Below are 25126 nucleotides of genomic sequence, written 5' to 3'. Positions count from 1 at the left end.
CGGGGGCGGGGATCTGCTGGACCGGATGCTGGAGACGGCGCATCCGCAGACCGGGGAACGGCTGTCCGCGGAGAACGTCCGGCGCCAGGTGATCACCTTCCTGGTGGCCGGCCACGAGACCACCTCGGGCGCTCTCTCCTTCGCCCTGCACTACCTCTCCCGGCACCCGGACGTCGCGGCACGCGCGCGTGCCGAGGTGGACCGGGTCTGGGGCGACACGGCCGTGCCCGGCTACGACCAGGTGGCCAAGCTGCGCTACGTGCGCCGGGTGCTGGACGAGTCGCTGCGGCTGTGGCCGACGGCGCCCGCCTTCGCCCGGGAGGCGCTCGACGACACGGTGCTGGCCGGGGAGCATCCGATGCGGCGGGGTGCGTGGACGCTGGTCCTCACGCCGATGCTGCACCGCGATCCCGAGGTGTGGGGTGCGGACGCCGAGCGGTTCGATCCGGACCGCTTCGACCCGAAGGCCGTACGGACCCGGGCCCCGCACACCTTCAAGCCGTGGGGCACGGGGGCACGGGCCTGCATCGGACGGCAGTTCGCGCTGCACGAGGCCACGCTGGTGCTGGGTCTGCTGCTGCGACGGTACGAGCTGGGGGCCGACCCGGACTACCGGCTGCGGGTGACGGAGCGGCTGACACTGATGCCGGAGGGGCTGCGGCTACGGCTGGAGCGGCGGAGGGCGCCGGCGACGGTGGGGCGGGCGGCCGTGGAGGAGACGGAGACCGCGGCTTCGGAGCCCCGGTGCCCTGTGCACGGGGCCGGTGACTGAGCCGGGCTGTCCTCAGGGGCGCGTCCAGTGCCCGGGGCGGGTGACCGACTCCGGCAGCCTCGTGCCCGTGTTCCCCCTGGCCGCGTTCAGCTGCGGCTGGGTCAGGAAGAACGCGTCGGTCAGGTCGGCGTCCGTGAGGTCGGTGTCGCGCAGGTCGGCGCCGATCAGGTCCGCGCCGCGCAGATCGGCGCCGGTGAGGTCGGCGGCGATGAGGTAGGCGCCGCGCAGGTTCGCGCCGCGCAGGTCGGCGCCCTTGAGGCGGGCGCCCATCAGGTCGGCGCCCCGGCGGTCCTTCTTCTTTCCGCCGGTGCCCACGCGGGCCAGTTCGCTGGTCCTGAGCAGCAGGACGTTGACCTCCTGGCGGTGCGCGGCCACGTCCAAGACGCCGAGCTCTTCCGGGGTCCGACGGGTGAGCCGCTCTGTCCGCTCCAGCAGGCGGCGCAGGTCGGTGTGGACCGGGCGGGCGGCGGGCAGGGTGAGGGCCTCGGTGAGATACCAGAGCAGCTCGTGCAGTTGCCGGACCACCGGGAACACGTCGAACATGCGGCGGGCGTCCTCACGCGGGCCCGTGCGCCAGTCCCGGCCGCCGAAGGTGACCTGCGAGACCTTCTGGCCGGCGCCGAAGCAGTCGTAGACCGTGCAGCCGGTGAAGCCCTTCTGCCGCAGCCGGGCGTGGATGCCGCAGCGATGGTCGTCCTGGAGGTTCGAGCAGGGCTTGCCGGCCGGCTTGTCCACGGCGAAATCCCTCGACGCCGTGAAGGGCAGGGCGACACAGCACAGCCCGAAACAGCTCTCGCAGTCGCCGCGCAGATCGGCGGGGCCAGCTATGTGATCTTGCATGGTTTCCAGCATACGGAACGAGAACTCACCGATGAATTTTCTGCTCTGTGGGGGTCTCCACATACAAGAGAAAACAAAGTCGGCTACCACTGGAGAAGCAGGCCGACGGAAGCAGGAGAACCACCCCGCCGAAGACCCCGGAGAGACATCATGTGCAGCCACCAGCCCGCGTGCCCCACCGCCGACAGCACGGACCACCACGCCGCGCTCATCGTGTCCTCCCACCCCGAACAGGGCTGGCATCTCCTGTGCAACGGCACGATCGTCTTCGACGACACCGGCGAACTCCTCCCGGACGGACGGGTGGTGAGCCCTCGGCGGGGGGTCGGGGCGCTCGTCGTGGCCGCCTGAGCCGGACCGCGGAAACGTCTTACCGGGAGGCATGTACACGCCCCATACTGTGCGCACTGCCGTTCCACCCGGGGGAGCACGAGGTGAGGGTTCGGTTCCGCGTCGCGTTGGGGCTTCGCCTCATAGCGGTGCTGGGCGTGCTCGTCCTCCGGTACGGGGACTCCAACATGTCGCGCGGGCAGGGCGCGAGTTCCGGCCGGGACTACGAGTGTTCGAACGCCCCCTGCCGGTGGACTCACTCCTTCACGAAGAAGCCGCGGGGCGTGGAGCTCTGCGAGGAGTGCGGCTCACCCATGGACCCCGTACCGCCGCCCGCTTCAGGAGGTTGAGCCTGTGCTGTCCGGGCTTTCGCAGGCCGCCGGCAAGGCGCTGGGGGGTGCCCGCTTCACCCTGGTCAGCGTCCTCCCGGCCGCGGTCCTCACCGGATACGTGACCGCGCTGATCATGACCGGCGCGTACTCGGGGGGCGGAATTCACGTCAGCCGCCTCGCCGATGACGCCAAGGACCATCCCGAATGGCTCGCCTTCGCCGCATTCGCCTGCCTGCTCGTCGGCCTCCTGCTGCGCCCCTTCCAGGTCGCTCTGGTACAGATGCTCGAAGGCTACTGGCAGGGCAGGGCACTCCCCGAAGCCGCCGGAGCCCTGGCGACCGAGCGCCACCGCCGACGCCTTCACACCGCCGAAGTCGTCAGCCGACTGAGGGTGCTCGACCGGCCCGGCACCAAGTTCACCGACGTGGTGCCCCTCGCACGTCGCAGACGCCGCGCCGCCCGCATCGCCGCCCGAGCCGACCGCCTGGTCCTGCGCTATCCGACTGGGCCACACCCCGTTCCCCACGCCAATGACGGGGACCGCGACCGGCTGATGCCGACCATGCTCGGCAACATCCTGCGGGAAGCCGAGGACGAGAGCGGCAGACGGTACGGACTGGATCTGCCGACGGTGTCACACCGTCTCTCTCCGCAGCTTTCCCCGAGCCTCACCACAGCCATCAACCAGCAACTCGATCTGCTCGACACCACCTGCGCGCTGAGTGTCTGCTTCGGACTCGCCACCCTGGCCGGCACTCCGCTGGTAGGCCGTCTCGATGCCTGGAGTCTGGCGCCCGTCGTCACCGCGCTGCTGAGCATCGCGGCCTATCGCGGTGCGATGCAGGTGGCCACGGGCCACCGGCAGTTGCTGGCAGCGGCCTTCGACCTGCACCGGTTCGACATGCTCACGGCACTGCACCTCAAACCGCCCGACACGCCGGAGGAGGAACACGAGCAGAACACGAAACTCACGAGGTTCTTCGCCAGCCCCGAGGCACTGGCCAAGGAAGACCTGCTCGGCGTGGTCTACAAGCACCCGGATCCCGCTCCCGGCGGCCCGGCCTCAGGCCCCTCGGGTCAGGGAGACGACTCCGCCTAGCCCCTGCACGTTCACGACGACGGTCGTCGTCTCTCCCCGAACCGGATGCGGGGTGGCGAAGACCGGCTGCGAGAGATCCCCGAAGCACTGCACTCCCGGCGTCAGTTCCACCCGCCCCGCCAGGACCGTCCAGTCGGCAGGCAGCTTGAGTTCGACACGTGCCCACAACACCGTGACGTCGACGACCAGGCGTGTTGAACGGGGAAACTCACAATCCGTCAGGTCGACGTACACGGCGCCGAACAACAGGGCCCGCAGGACAAGCTTCTTGGGTGCCCTCCCTTCCAGCTTCAGCTTCGGGTGCGGATAGAGCAACGACGTACAGCACCTCACCCCGGTGTCGATGCCCGTACCGGACCGGCCGCGGAACAGTGCCACGAAGACTCCTCCCAGAATGAGCACGACCGGTGCCTGACGTGACAGGTCCGGCAGGTGTGGCATGTCGAATCTGAGGGCGAGTACGGCGATGCCCACGGTCATGAGGGCCAGAGGGCCGCCCAGTTGGCCGCGCGGCACGGCCGCCCGCAGCATCAGGACCACCCCCGCCAGCACCAGCAGCACCGGAACGGCCACCGACAGGACGGCCACGACCTCCCGCAGGCCCGCCACACCGCCGATGGCCCACGCCGTGCCCATGGAGACCGCGCCGAGCCCCAGCGCGACACGTATCCGACTCAACTCCGGGTCCCTCGTCCTGCACACGGGCGTGGTCGCCCTGCTCATCGGGTCGAACGAGGATAGCCGCGTGCCTCGCACACTCGTGCAGGGGTGTCGGTTACCGCTACCGGCCGAACAGTTCGAACGCCACGGCAGGCTTCCCGCCGAACCGCTCCCCCGTCGCCGAGGCGTTCCCCGTCAGGAAGCCTCTCGCGTACGTCTCCGGGTCCTCGTCCGTCAACGCCTCGATGTACGTGCGGTGTTCGAGCAGGGAGCGCACCGCGCGTTCCAGGCCGACTGACGCGTCCGTCGCGTGGGTGGGGGTCGAGGAACCGGCGACGGCGACCCAGCGGACGCCGTTCCAGGGGGCCAGGCCGCGTTCCGTCAGCTCCGGGAAGATCCAGCGGTTCCCGGCGTCCCCGGCCGCGTCGAGGGTGGCGCGGCCGACCGCGACGTGGTCCGGGGTGTTCCAGGCGACGCCGCCCCAGGTGTCGCGGTGGTTGAGGGTGATGACCAGTTCCGGGCGGTGGCGGCGGATCGCGGCGGCGATGTCGCGGCGCAGGTCGAGGCCGTACTCGATCACACCGTCCTTGTGGTCGAGGAACTCCACCGTCGACACCCCGACGACGGCGGCACTGGCCCGCTGCTCCTGCTCGCGCAGCGGGCCGCACTTGGCGGGCTCCAGGGTGTCGATGCCCGCCTCGCCGCGGGTCGCGAGGACGTAGGCGACCTCCCGGCCGCCGTCGGTCCAGCCGGCGATCGCGGCCGAGCAGCCGTACTCCAGGTCGTCCGGGTGGGCCACGACCGCGAGGGCGCGCCGCCAGTCCTCGGGCATGGGCAGAAGCTGAGTGATCGTCGGCTCTGTCATGGTCCGAGACTAATCCGCGCCTCTGACATCACGCCTCGTCGCGGGTGAGGGCCAGCAGCCGGTCCAGGACGCGGGGACCGCCGGCCCGGACGCCGTCGTGCTCGAACTCGTCGGTGACCCAGGTCCGCAGACCGCGGATCGAGCGGGCCGTCGCCAGGGAGTGGGCGGTGTCGACGTACATGTCGTCGTGGTAGACGGCCGCGGCGACGGGCACCTCGTTGGCGGCGAGGCGGGCCCGGTCGTACAGGGGCGTCCAGTCGGTGCGGGCGGCGAGGAGTTCGGCGGTCTCGCGCAGCGGGCGCAGCGCCGGGTCGGTCTCGAACATCCAGGGGTGGACGGACTCGCCGGTGAACAGCAGCGGTCCGTCGCCCGCGAGGGTCTTGGCGGCGTCGAACTGGGGGAACTCGGTGCGGACGCGTTCGGCCGACCAGTCGGTGGGCCGGGCGTCCTGGCCGTAGATCGCCTCGTGGACGAGGGCGTAGAGCGGGTGGCCCGCGTACGAGAGGAGGCTCTGGACCTCTTCCTGGAAGGCGTCGGCGAGCGCGGGGCCGTTCGGGGTGCGGACGAAGGCCTCTTCCAGGAGGAAGTGCAGGCGGTGGCTGCCCTCGCCGCCGCCGAGGACGATACCGAGCGACTGGAAGGCCTCGACGGTCAGGCGGTAGCCGTTCGGCAGCACGACCTCGTGGTGGAGGAGGTGGTCGGCGATGCGGCGGGCCCGCTCGATGTCCTGCGGGTAGCGGGCGTAGTGCGCGGCGACCTTGCGCTCGATGCGCGGGAAGGCGGCGCGGTAGACGTCGTCGGCGTGGGCGTCGAGAGAGGGCAGGCCGCCGGTGATCACGGCGGCGCTGAGGCCCTCGGGGGCGCTGGAGAGGTAGTTCACCGCGCAGAAGCCGCCGAAGCTCTGGCCGAGGACGGTCCAGGGGGCGCCACCGGTGAGCCGGGGCCGGATCGACTCGCAGTCGCGCACGATCGAGTCGGAGCGGAAGTGCGTGAGGTAGTCGGCCTGTTCGGCGGGGCCGCCGCGCAGCGGGAGCGTCTGGCGGTTGGCGGGCGTGGAGTGGCCGGTGCCGCGCTGGTCCAGCAGCAGGACGCGGAACTCCTTGAGGGCGCGGCCGAGCCAGGCGGGCCTGCCGACGAAGCGGTTGGCGCCGAAGCCGGGGCCGCCCTGGAGGTAGACCAGCCAGGGCAAGGGCTGCCGCGCCTTGTCACCGGCGACCACCTCACGGGCGTAGAGCTCGATCGTCTCCCCCGTGGGGTCGCTGTGATCGAGGGGCACGGTGAAGCGGTGGTCGGTGAGGACGACGCCGGGCTGGCGGTAGGTGGCGGTCAACGGGGCTCCCGGGACGGACGGACTGGTTCAGGCGCGTCCCAGTTCAGCACATGTCCGTCCGATATCCGATGCCCGGGATCATGAAATCGGACTGAACGGTGAATCAGCGGGCGGAGAGACTGGAGCGCCGTACGACCAGTTCCGGCTGGAGCACCACCCGTCGATGCTCGTGGCGGCGCGTCGCGGTCTCCGCCTCCGTCTCCTCCAGGAGCAGTTCCGCGGCGAGGGCGCCCATGGTGACGGCGGGCTGGCGGACCGAGGTGAGGGGGACGGCCGCGGCGGCGGCGAACTCGATGTCGTCGTAGCCGACGATGGCGAGGTCGTCGGGGACGTTTATCCCGGCCGCGTACATCGCCTGGAGCACGCCGAGGGCCAGGAGGTCGTTGGCGCAGAAGACGGCGGTGGGGCGGTCGGCGAGGCCCAGGAGACGGGCACCGGCGTCCCGTCCCGCGGCGACGTCGAGGCGTTCGGTGGGCAGCTCGCGCAGCACCTCGGGGGCGAGGCCCGCCTCGGCGAGCGCGTGGAGGGCGCCGGTGCGGCGGTCGCGGACCTGGTTGAAGCCGGGCGGACCGCTGACGTAGGCGATGTTGCGGTGTCCGGCGTCGATGAGGTGGCGCACGGCGAGGGCGCCGCCCGCGACGTCGTCGACGGAGACGGAGCACTCCGTGGTGCCCTCGGCGACCCGGTCGACGAGGACGAAGGGGATGCCGTGGCGCCGGAAGCCCTCGATGTTGCGGCCGGTCGCGTCGGCCGGGGTCAGCAGCACGCCCCGGACCCGCTGCTCGGCGAAGAGGGAGAGGTACTCGGCCTCCTCGCCGGGGCTCTGCGCGCTGTTGCAGACCATGACACCGAGCCCGGCGTCACGGGCGGCCCGCTCGGCGCCGCGCGCGACGTCCACGAAGAACGGGTTGCCCATGTCGAGGACGAGCAGGCCCATGATCCGGCTGCGGCCCGCGCGCAGCTGGCGCGCGGACTCGCTGCGGACGTAACCGAGCCGGTCGATCGCGGACAGCACGCGTGCCCGGGTCTCGGTGGCGACGGAGTCCGGACGATTGATCACGTTCGACACCGTGCCCACCGACACTCCGGCGGCACGGGCGACGTCCTTGATACCCACCGACTGAGCCATCAGGCAGGGACCTCCAGGTGAACGAGGGGCGGCGGGCTGGTCTTCACATTACCGGCACGCCGCCCCAGGACGACTTCGATCAGGCGGGAAGCGCGAAGTCGACGACGTGCAGTGCCGAGGGCGTGGTACCGCTGGACTTCTCCTGGTACATGACGGACAGGACGTTGTCGGCCTTGATCCGCATCTCGTCGATCACCACCTCGCCGAAGGCGTTGAGGCCGCTGCCGTCGAAGAGGATCGCCCAGTCGGTGTACCCGGAGGCCGCGGAGGCTCCGGCGATCCGGCCGAACGGGAAGATCGCGTAGGCGTTGTCGTACTTGTCCAGGACCAGTTTGGTGCGCTGGCTGGAGCCCAGCACCACCGGTATCTCGGTCTTCTGCCAGGTGCCGGACGCGTTCTTGCGGACGTGGAAGGCACGGCCGTTCGCGGTGCGGTCGGACACGTAGTTCGTCGTGCACTGGCCGAAGCGGCCTGGCACGTAGCTGATGATCGCGTGCGGCCGGCCGGCGGAGTCGGTGAACTGGCTCTCCTGGTTCATCAGGGAGTGGTCCGGGTTCAGCGAGTCGATCACCAGGCCGCTGTCGGTGACGGCGACCTTGTCGGTGCCGCCGGTGGTCCCGACGGCGGTGCCGGCGTTGTTGCGCCAGGTGCGGCCGCGGTCGTCGGAGTAGACGTAGCCGGTGTCGTGGTTGGTGATGCCGCCGCTGGAGCACATCACGGCGCCGTTCTGCTCACGCCAGGTGAAGAAAGAGTGCAGTCGGCCGTTGACGTCGTAGTCGATGCCGTGCAGGTACATGTTGCGGACCGTCGAGGAGCCGTGCTCGCTGGTGTACGTGCCGGTGGAGCTGGACCACTCGCCGAGGTTGGTCCAGGTCGAACCGTCGTACTCCGCGAGGGCGTTGCGGCCGTTGCCGGAGACGGCGACCCGGTAGCTGAGCTGGAGCTTGCCCTCGGGAGTGGAGATGAACTGCGGGTAGGTGAACTGCGAGGTGAGGGCCAGGCCGTCGAGCGTCGACTGGGGAGTGCCGAAGCGGGCCGTGGTCCAGCTGAGGCCGGACGGGTTGTCCAGGAGTCCGGCGACCGACTTGACGTAGGTGAAGCCGTCGCTGTGGGAGTCCATGTTGAGGTGGAGCCGGCCGTCGACCTTGGAGACGCCCATGGAGATGACGTTGTGGGAGTCGCTGGCCTTGAGCGTGTGGCCGACCTGGACCGTCGACCACGTGCCGGCGCCGAGGACGCGGCGTGCGACGACGGCGTTCTTGTCGGCGGTGTACCAGACGGCGTACTGGTAGCCCTTGTAGGTCAACAGACCGTTCTTCTGGAACGAGTTGTTGTTGACCAGGCCGTCGTAGGAGACGAAGAAGACGGCCTGGCTGTCGAGCGTGGTGGTGCCGGTCCGTGTGACCGAGGGGCCGGGGTCGGCGGCGCGGGCGGTGCCGTTGGTGAGGGCGGAGGTGGACATGGCGGTCACGATGGCACCTGCCAGCAGCGTGCGTCTTCTCATGTGCGGCTCCAGATGGTCCTGATGGGGAGGGTCAGGCGAGGTGGAACACTTCCGTGAGCGGTTTCATGGCCTCGTCGGGCCGGGCGCCGTCCAGCGACTCGAAGAACGGCGCCATCTCAGCCTGCCAACGGGCGTTGACGTCGGTGGCTTCCATGCCGGCCACGGCGGCCTCGAAGTCCTCGGTCTCCAAGTAGCCGACCAACAGGCCGTCCTCTCTGAGGAAGAGCGAGTAGTTGTGCCAGCCGGTGACCGAGAGTGCGTCGAGCATCTCGGGCCACACGGCGGCATGCCGCTCGCGGTACTCGTCGAGGCGGTCGGCCCTGACCTTCAGCAGGAAGCACACGCGCTGCATCAACACCCCTTGGGAACTCAGAAGTTGAACTGGTCGATGTTCTTGGCGTCGAACACGGTCGGCTTGCCGAGGTTGATCACGCCGTCCTTGCCGATGGTGTACGTGGTGCCGCCGGCCTTGAAGGTCTCGCCCTCAGCACCGGTGATCTGGCCCGAGACCAGCGCCACGGCCGTCTGCGCGGCCAGCGCGCCGAGCTTCGCCGGGTCCCACAGCTCGAACGCCTCGACGGTGCCGTTCTTGACGTACTTGCGCATGTCGTTGGGGGTGCCGAGGCCGGTCAGCTTGACCTTGCCCTTGTACTTGGAGCCCGACAGGTACTGGGCGGCGGCCTTGATGCCGACGGTGGTCGGGGAGATGATCCCCTTCAGGTTCGGGTACTCCTGGAGCAGGCCCTGGGTCTGCTGGAAGGACTGCTGGGCGTCGTCGTTGCCGTACACGGTCTTGACGAGCTTGATGTCCTTGTACTTCGGGTCCTTGAGCTCGTCCTCCATGAAGCCGATCCAGGTGTTCTGGTTCGTGGCGGTCTGCGCGGCGGACAGGATCGCGATCTCGCCCTTGTAGTCGATCTGTTCGGCGAGCAGCTGCACCTCGGTGCGGCCCAGGTCCTCGGCGGAGGCCTGCGAGACGAAGGCGTTGCGGCAGTCGGCCTTGGTGTCGGAGTCGTAGGTGACGACCTTGATGTCGTTCTTCATGGCCTGCTTGGTCGCGGTGCACAGGGCGCCCGGGTCCTGCGCGGAGATGGCCATCGCGTCGACCTGCTGCTGGGTGAGCGTGTTGACGTAGCTCACCTGCCCGGCGGTGTCGGTGGCGTTGGAGGGGCCGACCTCCTTGTAGCTGGAGCCCAGCTCCTTCAGGGCCGCCTCGCCGCCCTTGTCGGCGGAGGTGAAGTAGGGGTTGTTGACCTGCTTGGGCAGGAAGCCGACGGTCAGGCCCTTCTTGGTGGCCGCGTTCGGGTCGGCCTTGGCGGTGGAGGAGGCGGAGGCGCCCTCGTTCTCCACGTCCTTCTTGGTGGTGCCACCACAGGCGGTCAGGGCCAGGGCGAGAGAGGTTCCGGCGGCGAGGGCCGCGCAGGCACGGCGGAGCGATGACTTGCGCATGATGAAGGTCCTTTACGAGGGTGAGCGGATTTACGAGGTCGGAGTCGAGGCGGCTCTGCGGCCCGCCCTCGCCACCGCGATCTGGCGTGCGACCCGGGGGCCCAGCACGGAGAGGACGAGAAGGATGCCGGTGACGACGATCTGCGACTGTGCGGAGACGTCCTGGAGGCTCATCACGTTCTGGAGCGCCCCGAGCAGGAACACGCCGGCGATGGCGCCGCCGAGTGTGCCCTTGCCGCCGTCGAAGTCGATGCCGCCGAGCAGTACGGCCGCGATGACGGACAGTTCGAGCCCGGTCGCGTTGTCGTAGCGGGCGCTCGCGTAGTGGAACGCCCAGAAGATCCCGGTGAGCGAGGCCATCAGCCCGGTCACCGTGAACAGGATCAGCTTCTGCCGCCTGACCCGGATGCCGGCGAACCGCGCGGCCTCCTCGCTCGCGCCGATCGCGAACGTGGACCGTCCGAACGGCGTGGCGTGCAGGACGACCAGGGCGATCGCGAAGAGCACGAGGAAGGGCAGGAAGGCGTACGGGATGAAGGTGTCCCCGATGCGTCCGGACGCGAAGTCCAGGTACTGGGTCGGGAAGTCGGTCACCGCGTCGGAGCCGAGCACGATCTGTGCGATGCCCCGGTAGGCGGCGAGGGTGCCGATGGTGACGGCGAGGGAGGGCAGCCCGAGCCGGGTGACGAGCAGGCCGTTGACGAGACCGCAGACCACGCCGAGCAGCAGGCAGATCGGGATGATCGTCTCGATCGTCATGCCCTGGTTCCACAGGGCGCCCATCACCGCGCCGGAGAGACCGGCGGTGGAGGCGACGGAGAGATCGATCTCGCCCGAGACGACCAGAAGGGTCATCGGGAGGGCGATCATGGCGATCGGAAGGGTGCTGCCGATCAGGAACGACAGGTTGAAGGCGTTTCCGAAACCGTCGACCGTCGCGAAGGACAGCAGGAGCACGACGATCAGAACGGCGCCGACGACCGTGTCCCAGCGGATGGCTCGCGTAAGAGACTCAGGCATGGCGGGCGTTCCTCTTCTTCAGGGCCGAGGCGACGCGCAGCGCGACGACCCGGTCGACCGCGATGGCGAGGATGAGCAGGATGCCGTTGATGGCGAGCACCCACACGGAGCTCACGCCGAGGGCGGGCAGCACGCTGTTGATGGAGGTCAGCAGCAGGGCGCCGAGGGCGGCGCCGTAGACGCTGCCGGAGCCGCCGGTGAAGACGACGCCGCCGACCACGACCGCGCTGACGACGGTGAGTTCGTAGCCGTTGCCGGTGCCGGAGTCGACGTTGCCGAACCGGGCCAGGTACATCGCGCCGGCGAGTCCGGCGAGGGCCCCGCAGAAGGTGTACGCGGCGAGGATCCGCTTGCGGACGGGGATGCCGGCGAGCCGGGCGGCCTCGGGGTTGGAGCCGAGGGCGTACAGCTCGCGGCCGCTGCCGAAGTGCTTGAGGTAGTAGGCGGTGGCCACCAGCACCGCCAGCGCGATGAGCGCCAGGTAGGGCACCGCCGAGATGCCGCCGGAGCCGAAGTCGATGAACCCGTCGGGCAGGTTGGCCGCCGTGATCTGGCGGGAGCCGACCCAGATGGAGTCGATGCCGCGGATGATGTAGAGGGTGCCGAGGGTGACGACGAGCGCGGGCACCTGGCCGAGGCTGACGAGCAGTCCGTTGACCAGTCCGCAGCCGATGCCGAGCAGCACCGCGAGCGCGATCGCGACGACGGAGTTGCCGCCGCCCTGGAGGTACGTACCGGCGGCGAAGGCGCTGATGCCGAGGGTGGAGCCGACGGACAGGTCGACGTTGCGGGTGATGACGACGAGGGACTGGCCGGTGGCGACCAGGACCAGGATGGTCGCGTTGAGCAGGAGGTCCTTGATGCCCTGCTCGGACAGGAACTCGCTGTTGCCGGCCTGGGTGACACCGATCATCACCAGGAAGACGACCAGGATGGCGAGTTCGCGCATCTTGAAGACCCGGTCGACCAGTCGGGTGCCGCTGGACCTGGGCACCTCGGCGACGGGGGTCTTGTCGGTGGTGGTCACCGTCATGCGGCGGCCCTCCCCGTGGCTGCGGCCATCACGGTTTCCTCGGTGGCTTCGGAGCGCGGGATCTCGGCGGTGAGGCGGCCCTCGTGCATCACCAGCACGCGGTCGGCCATGCCGAGGATCTCGGGCAGGTCGGAGGAGATCATCAGGACGGCCACTCCGTCGGCGGCCAGTTGGCTGAGCAGCCGGTGCACCTCGGCCTTGGTGCCGACGTCGATGCCACGGGTGGGCTCGTCGACGATCAGTACCTTGGGGCCGGTGGCCAGCCACTTGGCGAGGACGACCTTCTGCTGGTTGCCGCCGGACAGGGTGTTGACCGTGTCGGCGATGCGGGCGTACTTGACCTGGAGTCGGACCGCCCAGTCGAGGGAGCGGCTGCGCTCGGCGCCGCGGTCCATCAGGCCGGCCTTCACGGTCGTACGGAGTCCGGTGAGGCCGATGTTGCGCTCGATGGACATGTCCATCACCAGGCCCTGGGCGCGCCGGTCCTCCGGGACGAGGGCGAGCCCGGAGGACATCGCCACCGACGGGGCTCCGTTGGTGATCGGCTTCCCGTCGACCTCGACCTCCCCCGCGTCCCAGCGGTCGATGCCGAACACGGCCCGCGCGACCTCGGTGCGCCCGGCGCCGACGAGTCCGGCGAGGCCGACGATCTCACCGCGCCGCACATCGAAGGAGACGTCGGTGAAGACGCCCTCGCGGGTCAGCCGGCGCACGCTCAGCGCCACCTCGCCGGCCTCGACGTCCTGCTTGGGGTAGAGCTCGTCGAGGTCGCGGCCGACCATCCGGCGGACGAGGTCGTCCTCGGTCATGCCCTCGGCGGGCTCGCTGGAGATCCAGGCGCCGTCGCGGAGTGTGGTGACGCGTTGGCAGATCTGGAAGATCTCCTCCAGCCGGTGGGAGATGAACAGCACCGCGGCGCCCTGTTCGCGCAGGGTGCGCACGACTCCGAAGAGCCGGGCGACCTCGCTGCCGGTCAGGGCCGCGGTCGGTTCGTCCATGATCAGGACGCGGGCGTCGAAGGAGAGCGCCTTGGCGATCTCGACGATCTGCTGGTCCGCGATGGACAGTCCGCGCGCGGGGCGGTCGGGGTCGAGTTCGACGCCGAGCCGCTGCATCAGGGCGGCCGTGGCCGCGTGGGTGGCCTTGTGGTCGATGCGGCCGAGAGCGCGCCGCGGCTGGCGGCCCATGAAGATGTTCTCGGCGATCGACAGGTCGGGGAAGAGCGTGGGCTCCTGGTAGATCACGGCGATACCGGCGTCGCGGGCGTCGCCGGGGCCGTGGAAGACGACGGGCGCGCCGTCGAGCAGCACCTGGCCGGCATCCGGCCGGTGCACCCCCGCGAGGGTCTTGATGAGGGTCGACTTGCCCGCGCCGTTCTCGCCGGCGAGGGCGTGCACTTCGCCGGGGAACAGCTCCAGGGACACGTCCCTCAGGGCGCGCACGGCGCCGAAGGACTTCGAGATGTCCTTGAGCGCCAGCACCGGGGATGGACCCGCTTCGGACGGGTGGGTCATGAGGGGCTCCTCGACGACGCCCGGGGCCTGCCTCACGGCGTCGTGAAAGGTTTCAACTTGGTTGCCGGGACGTTAGGCACGCAGCCCATGTCACGTCAATGGGTTCGTGTCGAAAATATTTCGATGCACGTAGGTCACAGCCGGGTCACGGGCAACAGCCTTGGTCGCAGGGGTTGACACCCTCGCGAGGGCCTCATAGCTTCCCGTCTTGAATCGTTTCACACCGAAGCTTTCTCGGAACGCTTTCTTGGAACCTTTCAAAAGCCTTCCGAACCGACGTCACAGGAGCCCCGAAGTGACCGAGCTCGCCGCGGTGAAAGCCGCGCTCAAGACACAGGCAGTCGAGACACCGTCGTGGGCGTACGGGAACTCGGGAACCCGCTTCAAGGTGTTCGCGCAACAGGGTGTTCCGCGTACGCCGCGGGAGAAGCTGGACGACGCCGCGCAGGTGCACGCCTTCACAGGTGTCGCGCCGACCGTCGCGCTGCACATCCCCTGGGACAAGGTCGACGACTACGCGTCGCTGGCCAAGCACGCCGAGGACCGCGGCGTGAAGCTCGGCGCGATCAACTCCAACACCTTCCAGGACGACGACTACAAGCTCGGCAGCATCTGTCATCCCGAGGCCTCGGTGCGGCGCAAGGCGGTGGATCACCTGCTGGAGTGCGTCGACATCATGGACGCGACCGGCTCCGCCGACCTCAAGCTGTGGTTCGCCGACGGCACGAACTATCCCGGGCAGGACGACATCCGGGCCCGGCAGGACCGGCTGGCCGAAGGGCTCGCCGAGGTGTACGAGCGGCTCGGGGACGGGCAGCGGATGCTGCTGGAGTACAAGTTCTTCGAGCCGGCCTTCTACACGACGGACGTGCCGGACTGGGGGACGGCGTACGCCCACTGCCTGAAGCTGGGACCTCAGGCGCAGGTCGTGGTCGACACCGGGCACCACGCTCCGGGTACCAACATCGAGTTCATCGTCGCGACGCTGCTGCGGGAGGGGAAGCTCGGCGGGTTCGACTTCAACTCTCGGTTCTACGCGGATGACGACCTCATGGTGGGTGCGGCTGATCCGTTCCAGCTGTTCCGGATCATGTACGAGGTGGTGCGTGGGGGCGGGTTCACTCCTGACGTCGCGTTCATGCTCGATCAGTGCCACAACATCGAGGCGAAGATTCCGGCGATCATCCGTTCGGTGATGAATGTGCAGGAGGCGACGGCGAAGGCGCTGCTGGTCGACGGCGTCGCGCTGGGCCAGGCGCAGGCGGCCGGTGATGTGCTCGCGGCGAATGCCGTGGTGATGGACGCGTACAACACGGACGTGCGGCCGTTGCTTCGTGAGGTGCGCGAGGAGATGGGGCTGGACGCCGATCCCATCGGTGCGTACGCCCGGTCCGGGTGGGCCGAGAAGATCGTCGCCGAGCGAGTCGGCGGCGAGCAGGCCGGATGGGGTGCGTGAGCGTCTGCCGGGTTCTGTGATCTGCGGACTGCGGGCCGTCTGTGGCTGGTCGCGCAGTTCCCCGCGCCCCTAGAGGGGCGCTGCACCTCCCCTCCTAGACAAGGACTGAACGTCATGGCCACCCACCCCGAAGCCGCCGCTCTCCTCGCCCGGTCCCATCGGCTCGGCGCCGACCCCCGTAACACCAACTACGCCGGGGGCAACGCCTCCGCGAAGGGCACCGACACCGATCCCGTCACCGGGGGTGATGTGGAGCTGATGTGGGTCAAGGGGTCCGGGGGTGACCTCGGGACGCTGACCGAGGGCGGGCTGGCGGTCCTGCGGCTCGACCGGATGCGGGCGCTCGTCGACGTCTACCCCGGCGTCGAGCGTGAGGACGAGATGGTCGCCGCCTTCGACTACTGCCTGCACGGCAAGGGCGGGGCCGCTCCCTCGATCGACACCGCCATGCACGGGCTGGTGGAGGCGGCGCATGTCGATCATCTGCATCCGGACTCCGGGATCGCACTCGCCTGTGCCGCCGACGGGGAGAAGCTGACCGCCGAGTGCTTCGGGGACACGGTCGCCTGGGTGCCGTGGCGGCGCCCCGGGTTCCAGCTGGGGCTGGACATCGCCGCGATCAAGGCCGCCAACCCGCAGGCCGTCGGGTGCGTGCTCGGTGGGCACGGCATCACCGCCTGGGGGGACACCGCGGAGGAGTGCGAGCGGAACTCGCTGCACATCATCCGCACCGCCGAGGCGTTCCTGGAGGAGCGCGGCAAGGCCGAGCCCTTCGGGCCCGCCATCGAGGGCTACGGCGCCCTTCCCGAGGCCGAGCGCAGGGAGCGGGCCGCCGCGCTGGCGCCGTATGTGCGTGCCCTCGCCTCGCAGGACAAGCCGCAGGTCGGGCACTTCACCGACACCGACGTGGTGCTCGACTTCCTGGCCGCCGCCGAACACCCCCGGCTCGCCGCGCTCGGCACCTCCTGCCCCGACCACTTCCTGCGGACCAAGGTGGCACCGCTCGTCCTCGACCTGCCGCCGGCCGCGCCCCTGGACGAGGCCGTCGCCCGCCTGAGGCAACTGCACGCCACCTACCGCGAGGAGTACGCCGCCTACTACCGGCGGCACGCGCTGCCCGACTCCCCCGCGATGCGCGGCGCCGACCCGGCGATCGTGCTCATCCCGGGTGTGGGCATGTTCTCCTTCGGCAAGGACAAGCAGACCGCGCGGGTGGCCGGCGAGTTCTACGTCAACGCCGTCAGCGTGATGCGTGGCGCGGAGGCCGTCTCCACGTACGCGCCCATCGAGGAGTCCGAGAAGTTCCGCATCGAGTACTGGGCCCTGGAGGAGGCCAAGCTCCAGCGCATGCCCCAGCCGAAGCCGCTCGCGACACGGGTCGCGCTGGTGACCGGTGCGGGCAGTGGCATCGGCAAGGCGATCGCGCACCGGCTCGTCTCCGAGGGCGCCTGTGTCGTCGTCGCCGATCTCGACGGTGCCAACGCCGCCGCCGTCGCCGAGGAGCTCGGCGGTCCCGACAAGGCCGTCGCCGTGACCGTGGACGTGACCTCCGAGGAGCAGATCGCCGAGGCCTTCAAGGCCGCCGCGCTCGCCTTCGGCGGGGTGGACCTCGTCGTCAACAACGCCGGGATCTCCATCTCCAAGCCGCTCCTGGAGACCTCGGCCAAGGACTGGGACCTTCAGCACGACATCATGGCCCGCGGTTCGTTCCTCGTCTCGCGCGAGGCCGCCCGGGTGATGATCGCGCAGCGACTGGGCGGCGACATCGTCTACATCGCCTCCAAGAACGCCGTCTTCGCCGGCCCCAACAACATCGCCTACTCCGCCACCAAGGCCGACCAGGCCCACCAGGTGCGGCTGCTCGCCGCCGAGCTGGGCGAGCACGGCATCCGGGTCAACGGGATCAACCCGGACGGCGTGGTACGCGGTTCCGGGATCTTCGCCGCCGGCTGGGGTGCCCAGCGGGCCGCCGTGTACGGGGTGGAGGAGGAGAAGCTGGGCGAGTTCTACGCGCAGCGGACCATCCTCAAGCGCGAGGTGCTCCCCGAGCACGTGGCCAACGCCGTCTTCGCCCTCACCGGCGGGGAGCTGACCCACACCACCGGACTGCACATCCCCGTCGACGCCGGCGTCGCGGCCGCCTTCCTGCGGTGACGGGCGTGAAGTCGTACGCCGCGGTCGACCTCGGCGCGTCCAGCGGACGTGTCATGGTCGGCCGCGTCGGCCCGGACAGCCTGGAACTGACCGAGGCCCACCGGTTCCCGAACCGCCCGGTCCGGGTGCCCGAAGGACTGCGCTGGGACGTCCTCTCGCTCTACGGCGGTGTCCTGGACGGACTCCGGGCGGCCGGCCAGGTCGACTCGGTCGGCATCGACAGCTGGGCCGTGGACTACGGGCTCCTCGACACCGACGGGGCGCTGCTCGGCAACCCCGTGCACTACCGGGACGCCCGCACCGACGGCATCGCCGAGAAGGTCTGGGCGACCGTGCCGGCCGAGGAGCTGTACGCGGCCACCGGGTTGCAGTACGCGCCCTTCAACACGCTGTACCAGCTGACGGCGGCCCGCACCACGCAGCAACTCTCGCGTGCCGAGCGGTTGTTGCTCATCCCCGACCTCCTCACGTACTGGCTGACCGGCGAGCAGGGCACCGAGCTCACCAACGCCTCGACGACCCAGCTGATCGATCCCTGGACGCGCGAGTGGTCGTACGACATCGCCGCGCGGCTCGGGATCGACCTGGACCTCTTCGCGCCGCTGCGGCGGCCCGGCGATCCGGCCGGTGTGCTGCGGCCCGAGGTGCTGGAGGAGACCGGGCTCGCCGGACCGGTACCGGTGACGGCCGTCGGTTCGCACGACACCGCGTCCGCGGTGGCCGCCGTACCGGCCGGGGGCGAACGGTTCGCCTACATCTGCACCGGCACCTGGTCGCTGGCCGGCCTCGAACTGGACGCGCCCGTGCTGACCGAGGAGAGCCGGGCCGCCAACTTCACCAACGAGCTGGGGCTGGACGGGACGGTCCGCTACCTGCGGAACATCATGGGGCTGTGGCTGCTCCAGGAGTGCGTACGGGCCTGGGGCGAACCGGAGTTGGGGGCGCTGCTGCTGGACGCGGCGAAGGTGCCGCCGCTGCGGTCGGTGGTGGACGCGGGGGACGCGGCGTTCCTCGCACCGGGGCGGATGCCGGAGCGGATCGCCGAGGCATGCCGTGCCTCGGGGCAGCCGGTGCCCTCCTCGCCCGCCGAGATCACGCGCTGCATCCTCGACTCGCTGGCCCTCGCGCACCGCAGGGCGATCGCCGACGCCCAGCGGCTCGCCGGGCATCCGGTCGACGTCGTGCACGTCGTGGGTGGCGGCACCCGTAACGCGCTCCTCTGCCAGCTGACCGCCGACGCCTGCGGGCTGCCGGTGGTGGCGGGCCCGACGGAGGCGGCGGCCCTCGGGAACGTCCTGGTCCAGGCCCGGGCGCACGGGCTCGTCGGCGACCTCGCGGACGGCCGGCGACTGCTCACCCGCACACAGCCGTTGACCCGGTACGAGCCCCAGGGGGACACCGCACCGTGGCGCGAGGCGGAGGCCCGGCTCGCCGATCGGTGAGCGGGGTCTCCCCCACGCCTCCCGGCCGCACTACCCTTCACTCATCCGATGATCGACCACAAGGAGCCGCGATGCGTGTCGCCCTGTTCCTGACCTGTGTCAACGACACGCTCTATCCGGACACCGGGCGCGCCGTGGTGAAACTGCTGACCAGACTGGGCGTCGAGGTCGACTTCCCGATGGCCCAGACCTGTTGCGGGCAAGCGCACTACAACACCGGTTACCGTCATGAGGCGGAGCCGATGGCCCGGCATTTCTCCGATGTCTTCGGGGAGTACGAGGCGATCGTCACGCCGTCCGGGTCGTGCGGGGCGATGGTGCGGGAGCTGTATCCGCGGATGGGTGAGCGGGCCCGGGCCGAGGGGCGCGGGGACGGCCTCGCGACCACGCTGGCGCCCGTGGTCCCCAAGACGTACGAGCTCACCGAGTTCCTCGTGGACGTCCTCGGGGTCACTGATGTCGGCGCCCACTACCCGCACAAGGTGACCTACCACCCGACCTGCCACGGGCTGCGCGGCCTCGGGCTCGGCGACCGGCCCCGGCGGCTGCTCCAGGCCGTGAAGGGGCTGGAACTGGTCGAACTGCCGGGTGCGGAGGAGTGCTGCGGGTTCGGTGGCACCTTCGCACTGAAGAACTCCGATGTCTCGGCGGCGATGGGCGCGGACAAGGTGCGCAACGCCGAGTCGACCGGCGCCGACGTGCTGTGCGCGGCCGACAACTCCTGTCTGATGCACATCGGCGGCACGATGGCCCGGCTGAGCACGGAGATGCGGCCGGTGCACATCGCGGAGATCCTGGCGAGCACGGAGGAGGAGCCGGCCGCATGAGCGGAACGTTCGTAGGAATGCCTGTGTTTCCCCCACCCACCCACCCGGCCTTCCCCAAGGCCGCGCACGACGCCGTCAACAACCAGACGCTGCGCGGCAATCTGCGGCACGCCACGCACACCATCCGCGCCAAGCGCGAGAAGGCCGTCACCGAGGTCTCCGACTGGGCGGAGCTGCGCGAGGCGGGCAAGCGCATCAAGGACCACACGCTGCGTCATCTCGACCGGTATCTCGTGCAGTTGGAGGAGTCGGTGACGGCGGCGGGCGGCACCGTCCACTGGGCCTGCGACGCCGACGAGGCCAACCGGATCGTCACCCGACTCGTCAAGGAGACGGGCGAGTCGGAGGTCGTCAAGGTCAAGTCGATGGCCACCCAGGAGATCGGGCTCAACGAGGCGCTGGAGGAGGAGGGCATCCGCGCCTACGAGACCGATCTCGCCGAACTCATCGTGCAGTTGGGCAAGGACCGGCCCTCGCACATCCTCGTTCCCGCCATCCACCGCAACCGCGGCGAGATCCGGGACATCTTCGCGCGCGAGATGAGCGAGTGGGGGCGCCCCGCCCCCGACGGGCTCACGGACACGCCCGCCGAACTCGCCGACGCCGCCCGCCTCCACCTCCGCGAGAAGTTCCTGCGCGCCAAGGTCGGTGTCTCCGGCGCCAACTTCATGATCGCCGAGACCGGCACGCTGGTGGTCGTGGAGTCCGAGGGCAACGGGCGGATGTGTCTGACCCTGCCCGAGACACTGATCTCGGTCGTCGGCATCGAGAAGATCCTGCCGACCTGGCAGGACCTGGAGGTCTTCCTCCAGACACTCCCCCGCTCCTCGACGGCCGAGCGCATGAACCCGTACACCTCGATGTGGACCGGCACCTCGGACGAGGACGGTCCGCGCGCCTTCCACCTCGTCCTGATCGACAACGGCCGCACCGACACCCTCGCCGACGAAGTCGGCCGCCAGGCCCTGCGCTGCATCCGCTGCTCGGCGTGCCTGAACGTCTGCCCGGTCTACGAGCGGGCCGGCGGCCACGCCTACGGCTCGGTCTACCCGGGCCCGATCGGCGCCATCCTCAGCCCTCAACTGAGGGGCACGGCAAGCGAGATCGACGCCTCGCTGCCGTACGCGTCCTCGCTCTGCGGGGCCTGCTACGAGGTGTGCCCGGTCGCCATCGACATCCCCGAGGTGCTGGTGCATCTGCGGGAACGGGTCGTCCAGGGCGGTCCGGTGGTCCGCGAGGGCAACAAGGTCGTGCTGAAGCCGGCCAAGGGACATGCCGCCGAGCGGGCGGCCATGCGGGCGGCCCGCTGGGCGTTCGCCCACCCGGGCGCCCTGCGCACCGGCCAGCGCCTCGCCTCCCGCACCCGCCGCCTCCACCCGCGCACCCTGCCGGGCCCCGGCAAGGCGTGGAGCGGCACCCGGGAGCTGCCGCAGGTGCCGGCCGAGCCGTTCCGGGACTGGTGGCAGCGCACCAACGGTGGAAAGGACGGGGCGAAGTGAGCAGCAGGGAACGGATCCTGGGCCGGGTACGGCGCGCGCTCGCCGACGTACCGCAGGACGACACGCCGTACGAGCGGGCGGTCGCGCGGGACTATCTGCGGGAGCACGGCGACCGCAGTGTCGCGCAGACCGTCGATCTGCTGGCCGAGAACCTCGCGGACTACCGGGCGATCGTGCACCGTTGCGCCGCCGACGACCTGGCCGTGACGATCGCGGGGATGCTGGCGGCGCAGGGCGCGAAGACGGTGCTCGTGCCGCCGGGTCTCGAACCGTCCTGGCTCGCCGAGGCCGAGGCGGACCAGGTGCCGGACCGCTTCGAGAGCACCCCTCACGAGCTGGACCGGATCGACAGTGTGGTCACGGCGTGCGCGGTGGCCATCGCCGAGACCGGCACCATCGTGCTGGACGGCTCCCCCGACCAGGGCCGCCGCCGCATCACCCTCGTGCCCGACCACCACATCTGTGTCGTGAGGGTCCCGGAGCAGGTCGTCTCCTCCGTGCCGCAGGCTCTCGAACGCCTCGACCCGGCCCGCCCGTTGACATGGATCTCCGGTCCTTCGGCGACCAGTGACATCGAGCTGGACCGGGTCGAGGGGGTGCACGGTCCGCGCACCCTGGAGGTGGTGCTGGTGCAGGATCAGTCGAGCGCGGAGGTCAACTCGTAGCGTCCCGACGGGAGTCGGTAGGAGGCGACGCCGTCCGCGAAGCCCACGTAGGTCACGCCCCTGACGCGTGACAGGGGTGTCCGGCCCTCGCGGACGGTGTCGGGGTCGGTCGTGGGGATACGCAGGGTGGCCGTGCTGTTGGCGGGGACCGCGGCCCGGTAGGTCAGTTCGCGGTCACCGACCGTCCACGCGCTGACGATCTCGCCGTACGGCGACCGGTGCGAGCCGGACACCCGGGTGATCCTGCCGGTCGGGTCGAGGTGCGGCGCGAGGAAGAAGTGCTTGAACCCGGGGTGGGCCGGGTCCTTGGCGATGCCGGCCATGCTCTCGTACATCCACTCCATGATCGCGCCGTAGGAGTAGTGGTTGAACGAGTTCATCTCGACCGGCCCGAAACCGTCGTCCTTCGAGTACGAGTTCCAGCGCTCCCAGATGGTCGTCGCGCCGTTGCGCACCGAGTACAGCCAGGACGGCATCGCGTCCTGGTGGAGCAGGGCGTACGCGAGGTCGGCGCGCCCCTCGCCGGTGAGGACGGGGGCGAGCACGTTCACGCCGAGGAAGCCGACGGCGAGGGTGTTCTCGCCGTGCCGCACGCGGGTGCTGTCGGGGTGGGCGGCCTTGTAGGCCTCGTCGTTGCCGATGTTGTCGGCGAGCAGCGCGACCAGTTGGCGGCGCTGGGCCTCGGTGTCGTAGAAGCCGAGCTTGAGGACCCACAGGAGGGCGGTCTGGCTGTCGTCCTCGGGTGTGCCGCCGAGCCACTCGGGTGCCTTGCCCAGGCTGGAGCGGACGGTGACCTGTCCCGTGCTCGCGTCGGTGGCCAGGTACTTGGTGACGAAGGCCCGCTTGACGCGCGAGAAGAGGTCCTCGTACGCGCCGGCCTCGGCGGCGCGCCCGGTGGCGTGGGCCATGTCCGCCATGAGGCGGGCGCTGTGGCCGTAGTAGACGTCGCTGATCAGCTGGGTGCTGGTGTCCTGGAAGGCCAGCCAGTCGCCGAAGATGGCACCCTGCCCGGCGTAGGTGTCGCCGGTGCGCCGGTGGATCCAGTCCAGGTACTCGGTCATGGCGGCCCAGCTGCGGTCGATGACGGTGGTGTCGCCGGACATCTGCCACACCGTCCACGGCACGACCACACCGCAGTCCGCCCAACCGCTCGCCGGGACGGGCTGGTTGTAGCGGTTGCCGGGGGCCACCCATGTGAACTGGGCGCCGTCCAGGCCGTAGATCCGCTGTGAGTCGATCAGGGACTCCTCGAAGTGGCTGAGGAAGTTGACCGTGTCGGCGTTGTAGAGGCCGGTGTGGGAGAAGAGCTGGGTGTCGCCGGTCCAGCCGAGGCGTTCGTCGCGTTGCGGGCAGTCGGTGGGCACCCACAGGTAGTTGCCGCGCTGGCCCCAACGGACGTTGCTGATCAGCTGGTTGATGTCGGTGTCGTCCGTGGTGACGGTGCCGATGTCGTGGATCGCGGAGGTGGCGACCCGGCCGGTGAAGTCGGTGAGCGCAACCGTGTCGGTGGTGGTGACGGAGACGTAGCGGAAGCCGTAGAAGGTCAGGGAGTCCTGGTGGGTCTCGCCCTGCGGGTCGCCCTTGAGGGTGTATGTGCTGGTGGCCTTGGCGGCGCGGAGGTTGGCCCGGTAGACGGAGCCCTCGGGGCCGTCCGCGCCCTCACTGGTGTCGTTGAGCATCTCGCCCGGTTTGAAGGCGACTTGGGCGCCCTCGGGGCCGCTGAGGGAGTAGCGGGGGACGCCGACCAGGTTCTGGCCGAGGTCGATCACGGCGGTCTCGCCGGGGTGGAGCGTGACGGGGAGGGCGGCGGTGCGGCTCTCGCGGAACGCGTCGCCGTACACGGTGATCGACTCGGGCTCGCGGTCCCACTCGGGCATCAGGCGGGCCGTCTCGCCCGGGTAGGCCACGAGCCGGGAGTCCGGGAACCTGGTCGTGAAGTCGTGCTCCTCGACGCCGGACCAGGCGGAGGCGTCGAAGCCGCCGGCCGTCCAGCCGGGTATCTCCTCGCGGGCGTCGTAGGTCTGTCCGTCGTAGATGTCGTCGGCGCGGTAGGGGCCGGTGTCGGTGGCCTTCCAGTCGTCGCCGGGCGCGGTCACGACGGACCGGGTCGAGCCGTCGGCGTAGCGGATCAGCAGCCTGGCCTTGAGGGCGAGCCGGTCGCCGTCCGCGGAGTAGTAGGAACTGCCTTCGGAGACACGGCTGTTGTACCAGCCGTTGCCCAGCACCGCCGCGAGCGTGACCGTTCGCTCCCCGGCGAGCAGGGCAGTGACGTCGTAGGTCAGGTAGCTGACGCGGGCGTCGTAGTTCGTCCAGCCCGGCGCGAGGAGTTCGAGGGTGGTGGTGCCGCCCTGGGGTACCGCGACCCGGTGGCCGTTGACGTAGGCGTCGTACACGCCGAGGGCGGAGACGTAGAGCCGGGCCGCGCGCACGCGCCCGCCGTCGAGGGCCGCCTCGGTGCGCAGCAGGGGCGCGCCTTCGCTGTTCGGTGCCTTGCCGGCCATGGTGATCCACCGGGCGCCGTCCCAGCCGGTGACGCCGTCGGTGCTCAGCAGGCCCGTCTCGAAGTGCGCGGTCGGGGCGGCGGGGACAGCGCGGCCGTTCTCGTCCCAGACCCGGACCGTCCAGTGGTAGCGGGTCGAGGGGCGCAGGCCGTCACCGTCGTAGCGGACCGCCACCGACCGCGCGGAGGTGACGCGTCCGCTGTCCCACACGTCCCCCTGGCCGTCGGCCAGGCGGTCGGGCGAGGAGGCGACCAGGATCCGGTACGCCGTCTGGCGGCGACCGCGGGTGGCGGACGCCGTGCGCCAGCCGAACCTCGGGCGGGCCGCGTCCACGCCGAGCGGGTTCGTGCGGTGTTCGACCGTGAGGCCCTCGACGGCGTCGCGGTCCGCGGCGGGTGCGGCCGAGGCCGCTCCCGCACCGCCGACGCCGCCCGCCATGGCCACCGGTACGGCGCTCAGGGCCGTGGTGAGAACCGTTCTGCGGCGTACTGTCCCGCCGTTCGTGCTGTCGACTCCGTCGGTCATGCCGTAGTCCCTTCGGCTGCTCGGAGTTGTATCGATTCAGCTCGGTTGGCGGTTGAAGCTAGTGTCGATCGGGAAGCGTGTCTACCGGCTGGGCGGTGAGATTTTCGCCTTGGTGATTGAAACCGTTCAAAACCGGAACCCGCTCTTCGCCAGCCGGTGGGACCTTGCGGGAAGGCGGTG

The 25126-nt window shown here is 70.2% G+C and carries 21 protein-coding genes; 9 read left to right on the top strand and 12 right to left on the bottom strand.

All coding sequences use genetic code 11. The features are described from left to right. The coding region (locus HLK59_RS01055) for a cytochrome P450 (RefSeq protein ID WP_171139216.1) at positions 1-772 on the top strand (772 nt) is incomplete at its 5' end. A 12-nt stretch (positions 773-784) separates the two neighbouring features. Here the strand turns inward: HLK59_RS01055 and HLK59_RS01050 are convergent. Then, positions 785-1612 (bottom strand): pentapeptide repeat-containing protein, encoded by an 828-nt coding sequence (locus HLK59_RS01050; RefSeq protein WP_240982105.1) that lies wholly within the window; start codon positions 1610-1612, stop codon positions 785-787. Between the two features lie 150 nt (positions 1613-1762). On the opposite strand from HLK59_RS01050, the gene HLK59_RS01045 reads away from it, so the two are divergent. Next, a complete protein-coding gene (locus HLK59_RS01045) occupies positions 1763-1963 on the top strand; it encodes a DUF5999 family protein (protein ID WP_171139214.1) in 201 nt (66 codons plus the stop codon). Positions 1964-2296: 333 nt separating this feature from the next. Beyond that, positions 2297-3373 carry a hypothetical protein gene (locus tag HLK59_RS01040; RefSeq protein ID WP_171139213.1) on the top strand — a complete coding sequence of 359 codons (1077 nt, stop codon included), beginning with the start codon at positions 2297-2299 and terminating at the stop codon, positions 3371-3373. On the opposite strand, the gene HLK59_RS01035 is transcribed toward HLK59_RS01040, so the two are convergent. The 10 genes from HLK59_RS01035 to HLK59_RS00990 all read right to left on the bottom strand — a co-directional run bounded on the left by HLK59_RS01035 (position 3338) and on the right by HLK59_RS00990 (position 13877). After that, the gene (locus tag HLK59_RS01035; RefSeq protein ID WP_171139212.1) at positions 3338-4051 is read right to left on the bottom strand and encodes a hypothetical protein; all 714 of its coding nucleotides are present in this window, start codon (positions 4049-4051) and stop codon (positions 3338-3340) included. The genes HLK59_RS01040 and HLK59_RS01035 overlap by 36 nt on opposite strands. 103 nt (positions 4052-4154) lie before the next feature. Beyond that, positions 4155-4898, bottom strand: a complete 744-nt coding sequence (locus HLK59_RS01030; protein ID WP_171139211.1) for a PIG-L deacetylase family protein — start codon at positions 4896-4898, stop codon at positions 4155-4157. A 28-nt stretch (positions 4899-4926) separates the two neighbouring features. Then, the gene (locus HLK59_RS01025; RefSeq protein ID WP_171139210.1) at positions 4927-6228 is read right to left on the bottom strand and encodes an alpha/beta fold hydrolase; all 1302 of its coding nucleotides are present in this window, start codon (positions 6226-6228) and stop codon (positions 4927-4929) included. A gap of 103 nt (positions 6229-6331) precedes the next feature. Beyond that, the gene (locus HLK59_RS01020) at positions 6332-7357 is read right to left on the bottom strand and encodes a LacI family DNA-binding transcriptional regulator (protein ID WP_171139209.1); all 1026 of its coding nucleotides are present in this window, start codon (positions 7355-7357) and stop codon (positions 6332-6334) included. 79 nt (positions 7358-7436) lie between these two features. Continuing rightward, positions 7437-8861, bottom strand: a complete 1425-nt coding sequence (locus tag HLK59_RS01015) for a BNR repeat-containing protein (protein WP_171139208.1) — start codon at positions 8859-8861, stop codon at positions 7437-7439. 31 nt (positions 8862-8892) lie between these two features. Then, entirely contained in the window at positions 8893-9213 is a 321-nt protein-coding gene (locus tag HLK59_RS01010) for an L-rhamnose mutarotase (protein WP_171139207.1), read from the bottom strand. A 17-nt stretch (positions 9214-9230) separates the two neighbouring features. Next, the gene (gene rhaS / locus HLK59_RS01005) at positions 9231-10310 is read right to left on the bottom strand and encodes a rhamnose ABC transporter substrate-binding protein (protein ID WP_171139206.1); all 1080 of its coding nucleotides are present in this window, start codon (positions 10308-10310) and stop codon (positions 9231-9233) included. A 30-nt stretch (positions 10311-10340) separates the two neighbouring features. Beyond that, positions 10341-11330, bottom strand: coding sequence for an ABC transporter permease (locus HLK59_RS01000; protein WP_171139205.1), 990 nt, complete (start codon positions 11328-11330; stop codon positions 10341-10343). Then, positions 11323-12363, bottom strand: a complete 1041-nt coding sequence (locus HLK59_RS00995; protein WP_171139204.1) for an ABC transporter permease — start codon at positions 12361-12363, stop codon at positions 11323-11325. Before HLK59_RS00995 ends, HLK59_RS01000 begins: the two co-directional genes overlap by 8 nt. Next, positions 12360-13877, bottom strand: coding sequence for a sugar ABC transporter ATP-binding protein (locus HLK59_RS00990; protein ID WP_171139203.1), 1518 nt, complete (start codon positions 13875-13877; stop codon positions 12360-12362). Before HLK59_RS00990 ends, HLK59_RS00995 begins: the two co-directional genes overlap by 4 nt. Positions 13878-14172: 295 nt before the next feature. On the opposite strand from HLK59_RS00990, the gene rhaI reads away from it, so the two are divergent. The 6 genes from rhaI to HLK59_RS00960 all read left to right on the top strand — a co-directional run bounded on the left by rhaI (position 14173) and on the right by HLK59_RS00960 (position 21920). Further along, positions 14173-15333 (top strand): L-rhamnose isomerase, encoded by a 1161-nt coding sequence (rhaI, locus tag HLK59_RS00985; protein ID WP_171139202.1) that lies wholly within the window; start codon positions 14173-14175, stop codon positions 15331-15333. A gap of 114 nt (positions 15334-15447) precedes the next feature. Beyond that, positions 15448-17487, top strand: coding sequence for a bifunctional aldolase/short-chain dehydrogenase (locus HLK59_RS00980; RefSeq protein WP_171139201.1), 2040 nt, complete (start codon positions 15448-15450; stop codon positions 17485-17487). A gap of 5 nt (positions 17488-17492) precedes the next feature. Beyond that, the gene (locus tag HLK59_RS00975; protein ID WP_171139200.1) at positions 17493-18929 is read left to right on the top strand and encodes a rhamnulokinase family protein; all 1437 of its coding nucleotides are present in this window, start codon (positions 17493-17495) and stop codon (positions 18927-18929) included. A gap of 71 nt (positions 18930-19000) precedes the next feature. After that, positions 19001-19756 (top strand): (Fe-S)-binding protein, encoded by a 756-nt coding sequence (locus HLK59_RS00970; protein WP_171139199.1) that lies wholly within the window; start codon positions 19001-19003, stop codon positions 19754-19756. Then, on the top strand, positions 19753-21255 hold the full coding sequence (locus HLK59_RS00965; RefSeq protein ID WP_171139198.1) for a LutB/LldF family L-lactate oxidation iron-sulfur protein: 1503 nt from the start codon (positions 19753-19755) through the stop codon (positions 21253-21255). Before HLK59_RS00970 ends, HLK59_RS00965 begins: the two co-directional genes overlap by 4 nt. Further along, a complete protein-coding gene (locus HLK59_RS00960) occupies positions 21252-21920 on the top strand; it encodes an LUD domain-containing protein (protein WP_171139197.1) in 669 nt (222 codons plus the stop codon). Before HLK59_RS00965 ends, HLK59_RS00960 begins: the two co-directional genes overlap by 4 nt. Here the strand turns inward: HLK59_RS00960 and HLK59_RS00955 are convergent. Then, entirely contained in the window at positions 21893-24946 is a 3054-nt protein-coding gene (locus HLK59_RS00955; protein ID WP_171139196.1) for an alpha-L-rhamnosidase, read from the bottom strand. The two genes, HLK59_RS00960 and HLK59_RS00955, sit on opposite strands and share 28 nt — an antisense overlap. Positions 24947-25126: the final 180 nt, after the last annotated feature.

It is taken from the genome of Streptomyces sp. S3(2020), from assembly GCF_013044505.1.
Taxonomy (GTDB): Bacteria; Actinomycetota; Actinomycetes; order Streptomycetales; family Streptomycetaceae; genus Streptomyces.
Note: the sequence above shows the minus strand (reverse complement) of the source record. Positions and strands in the feature narration are given on the sequence as shown.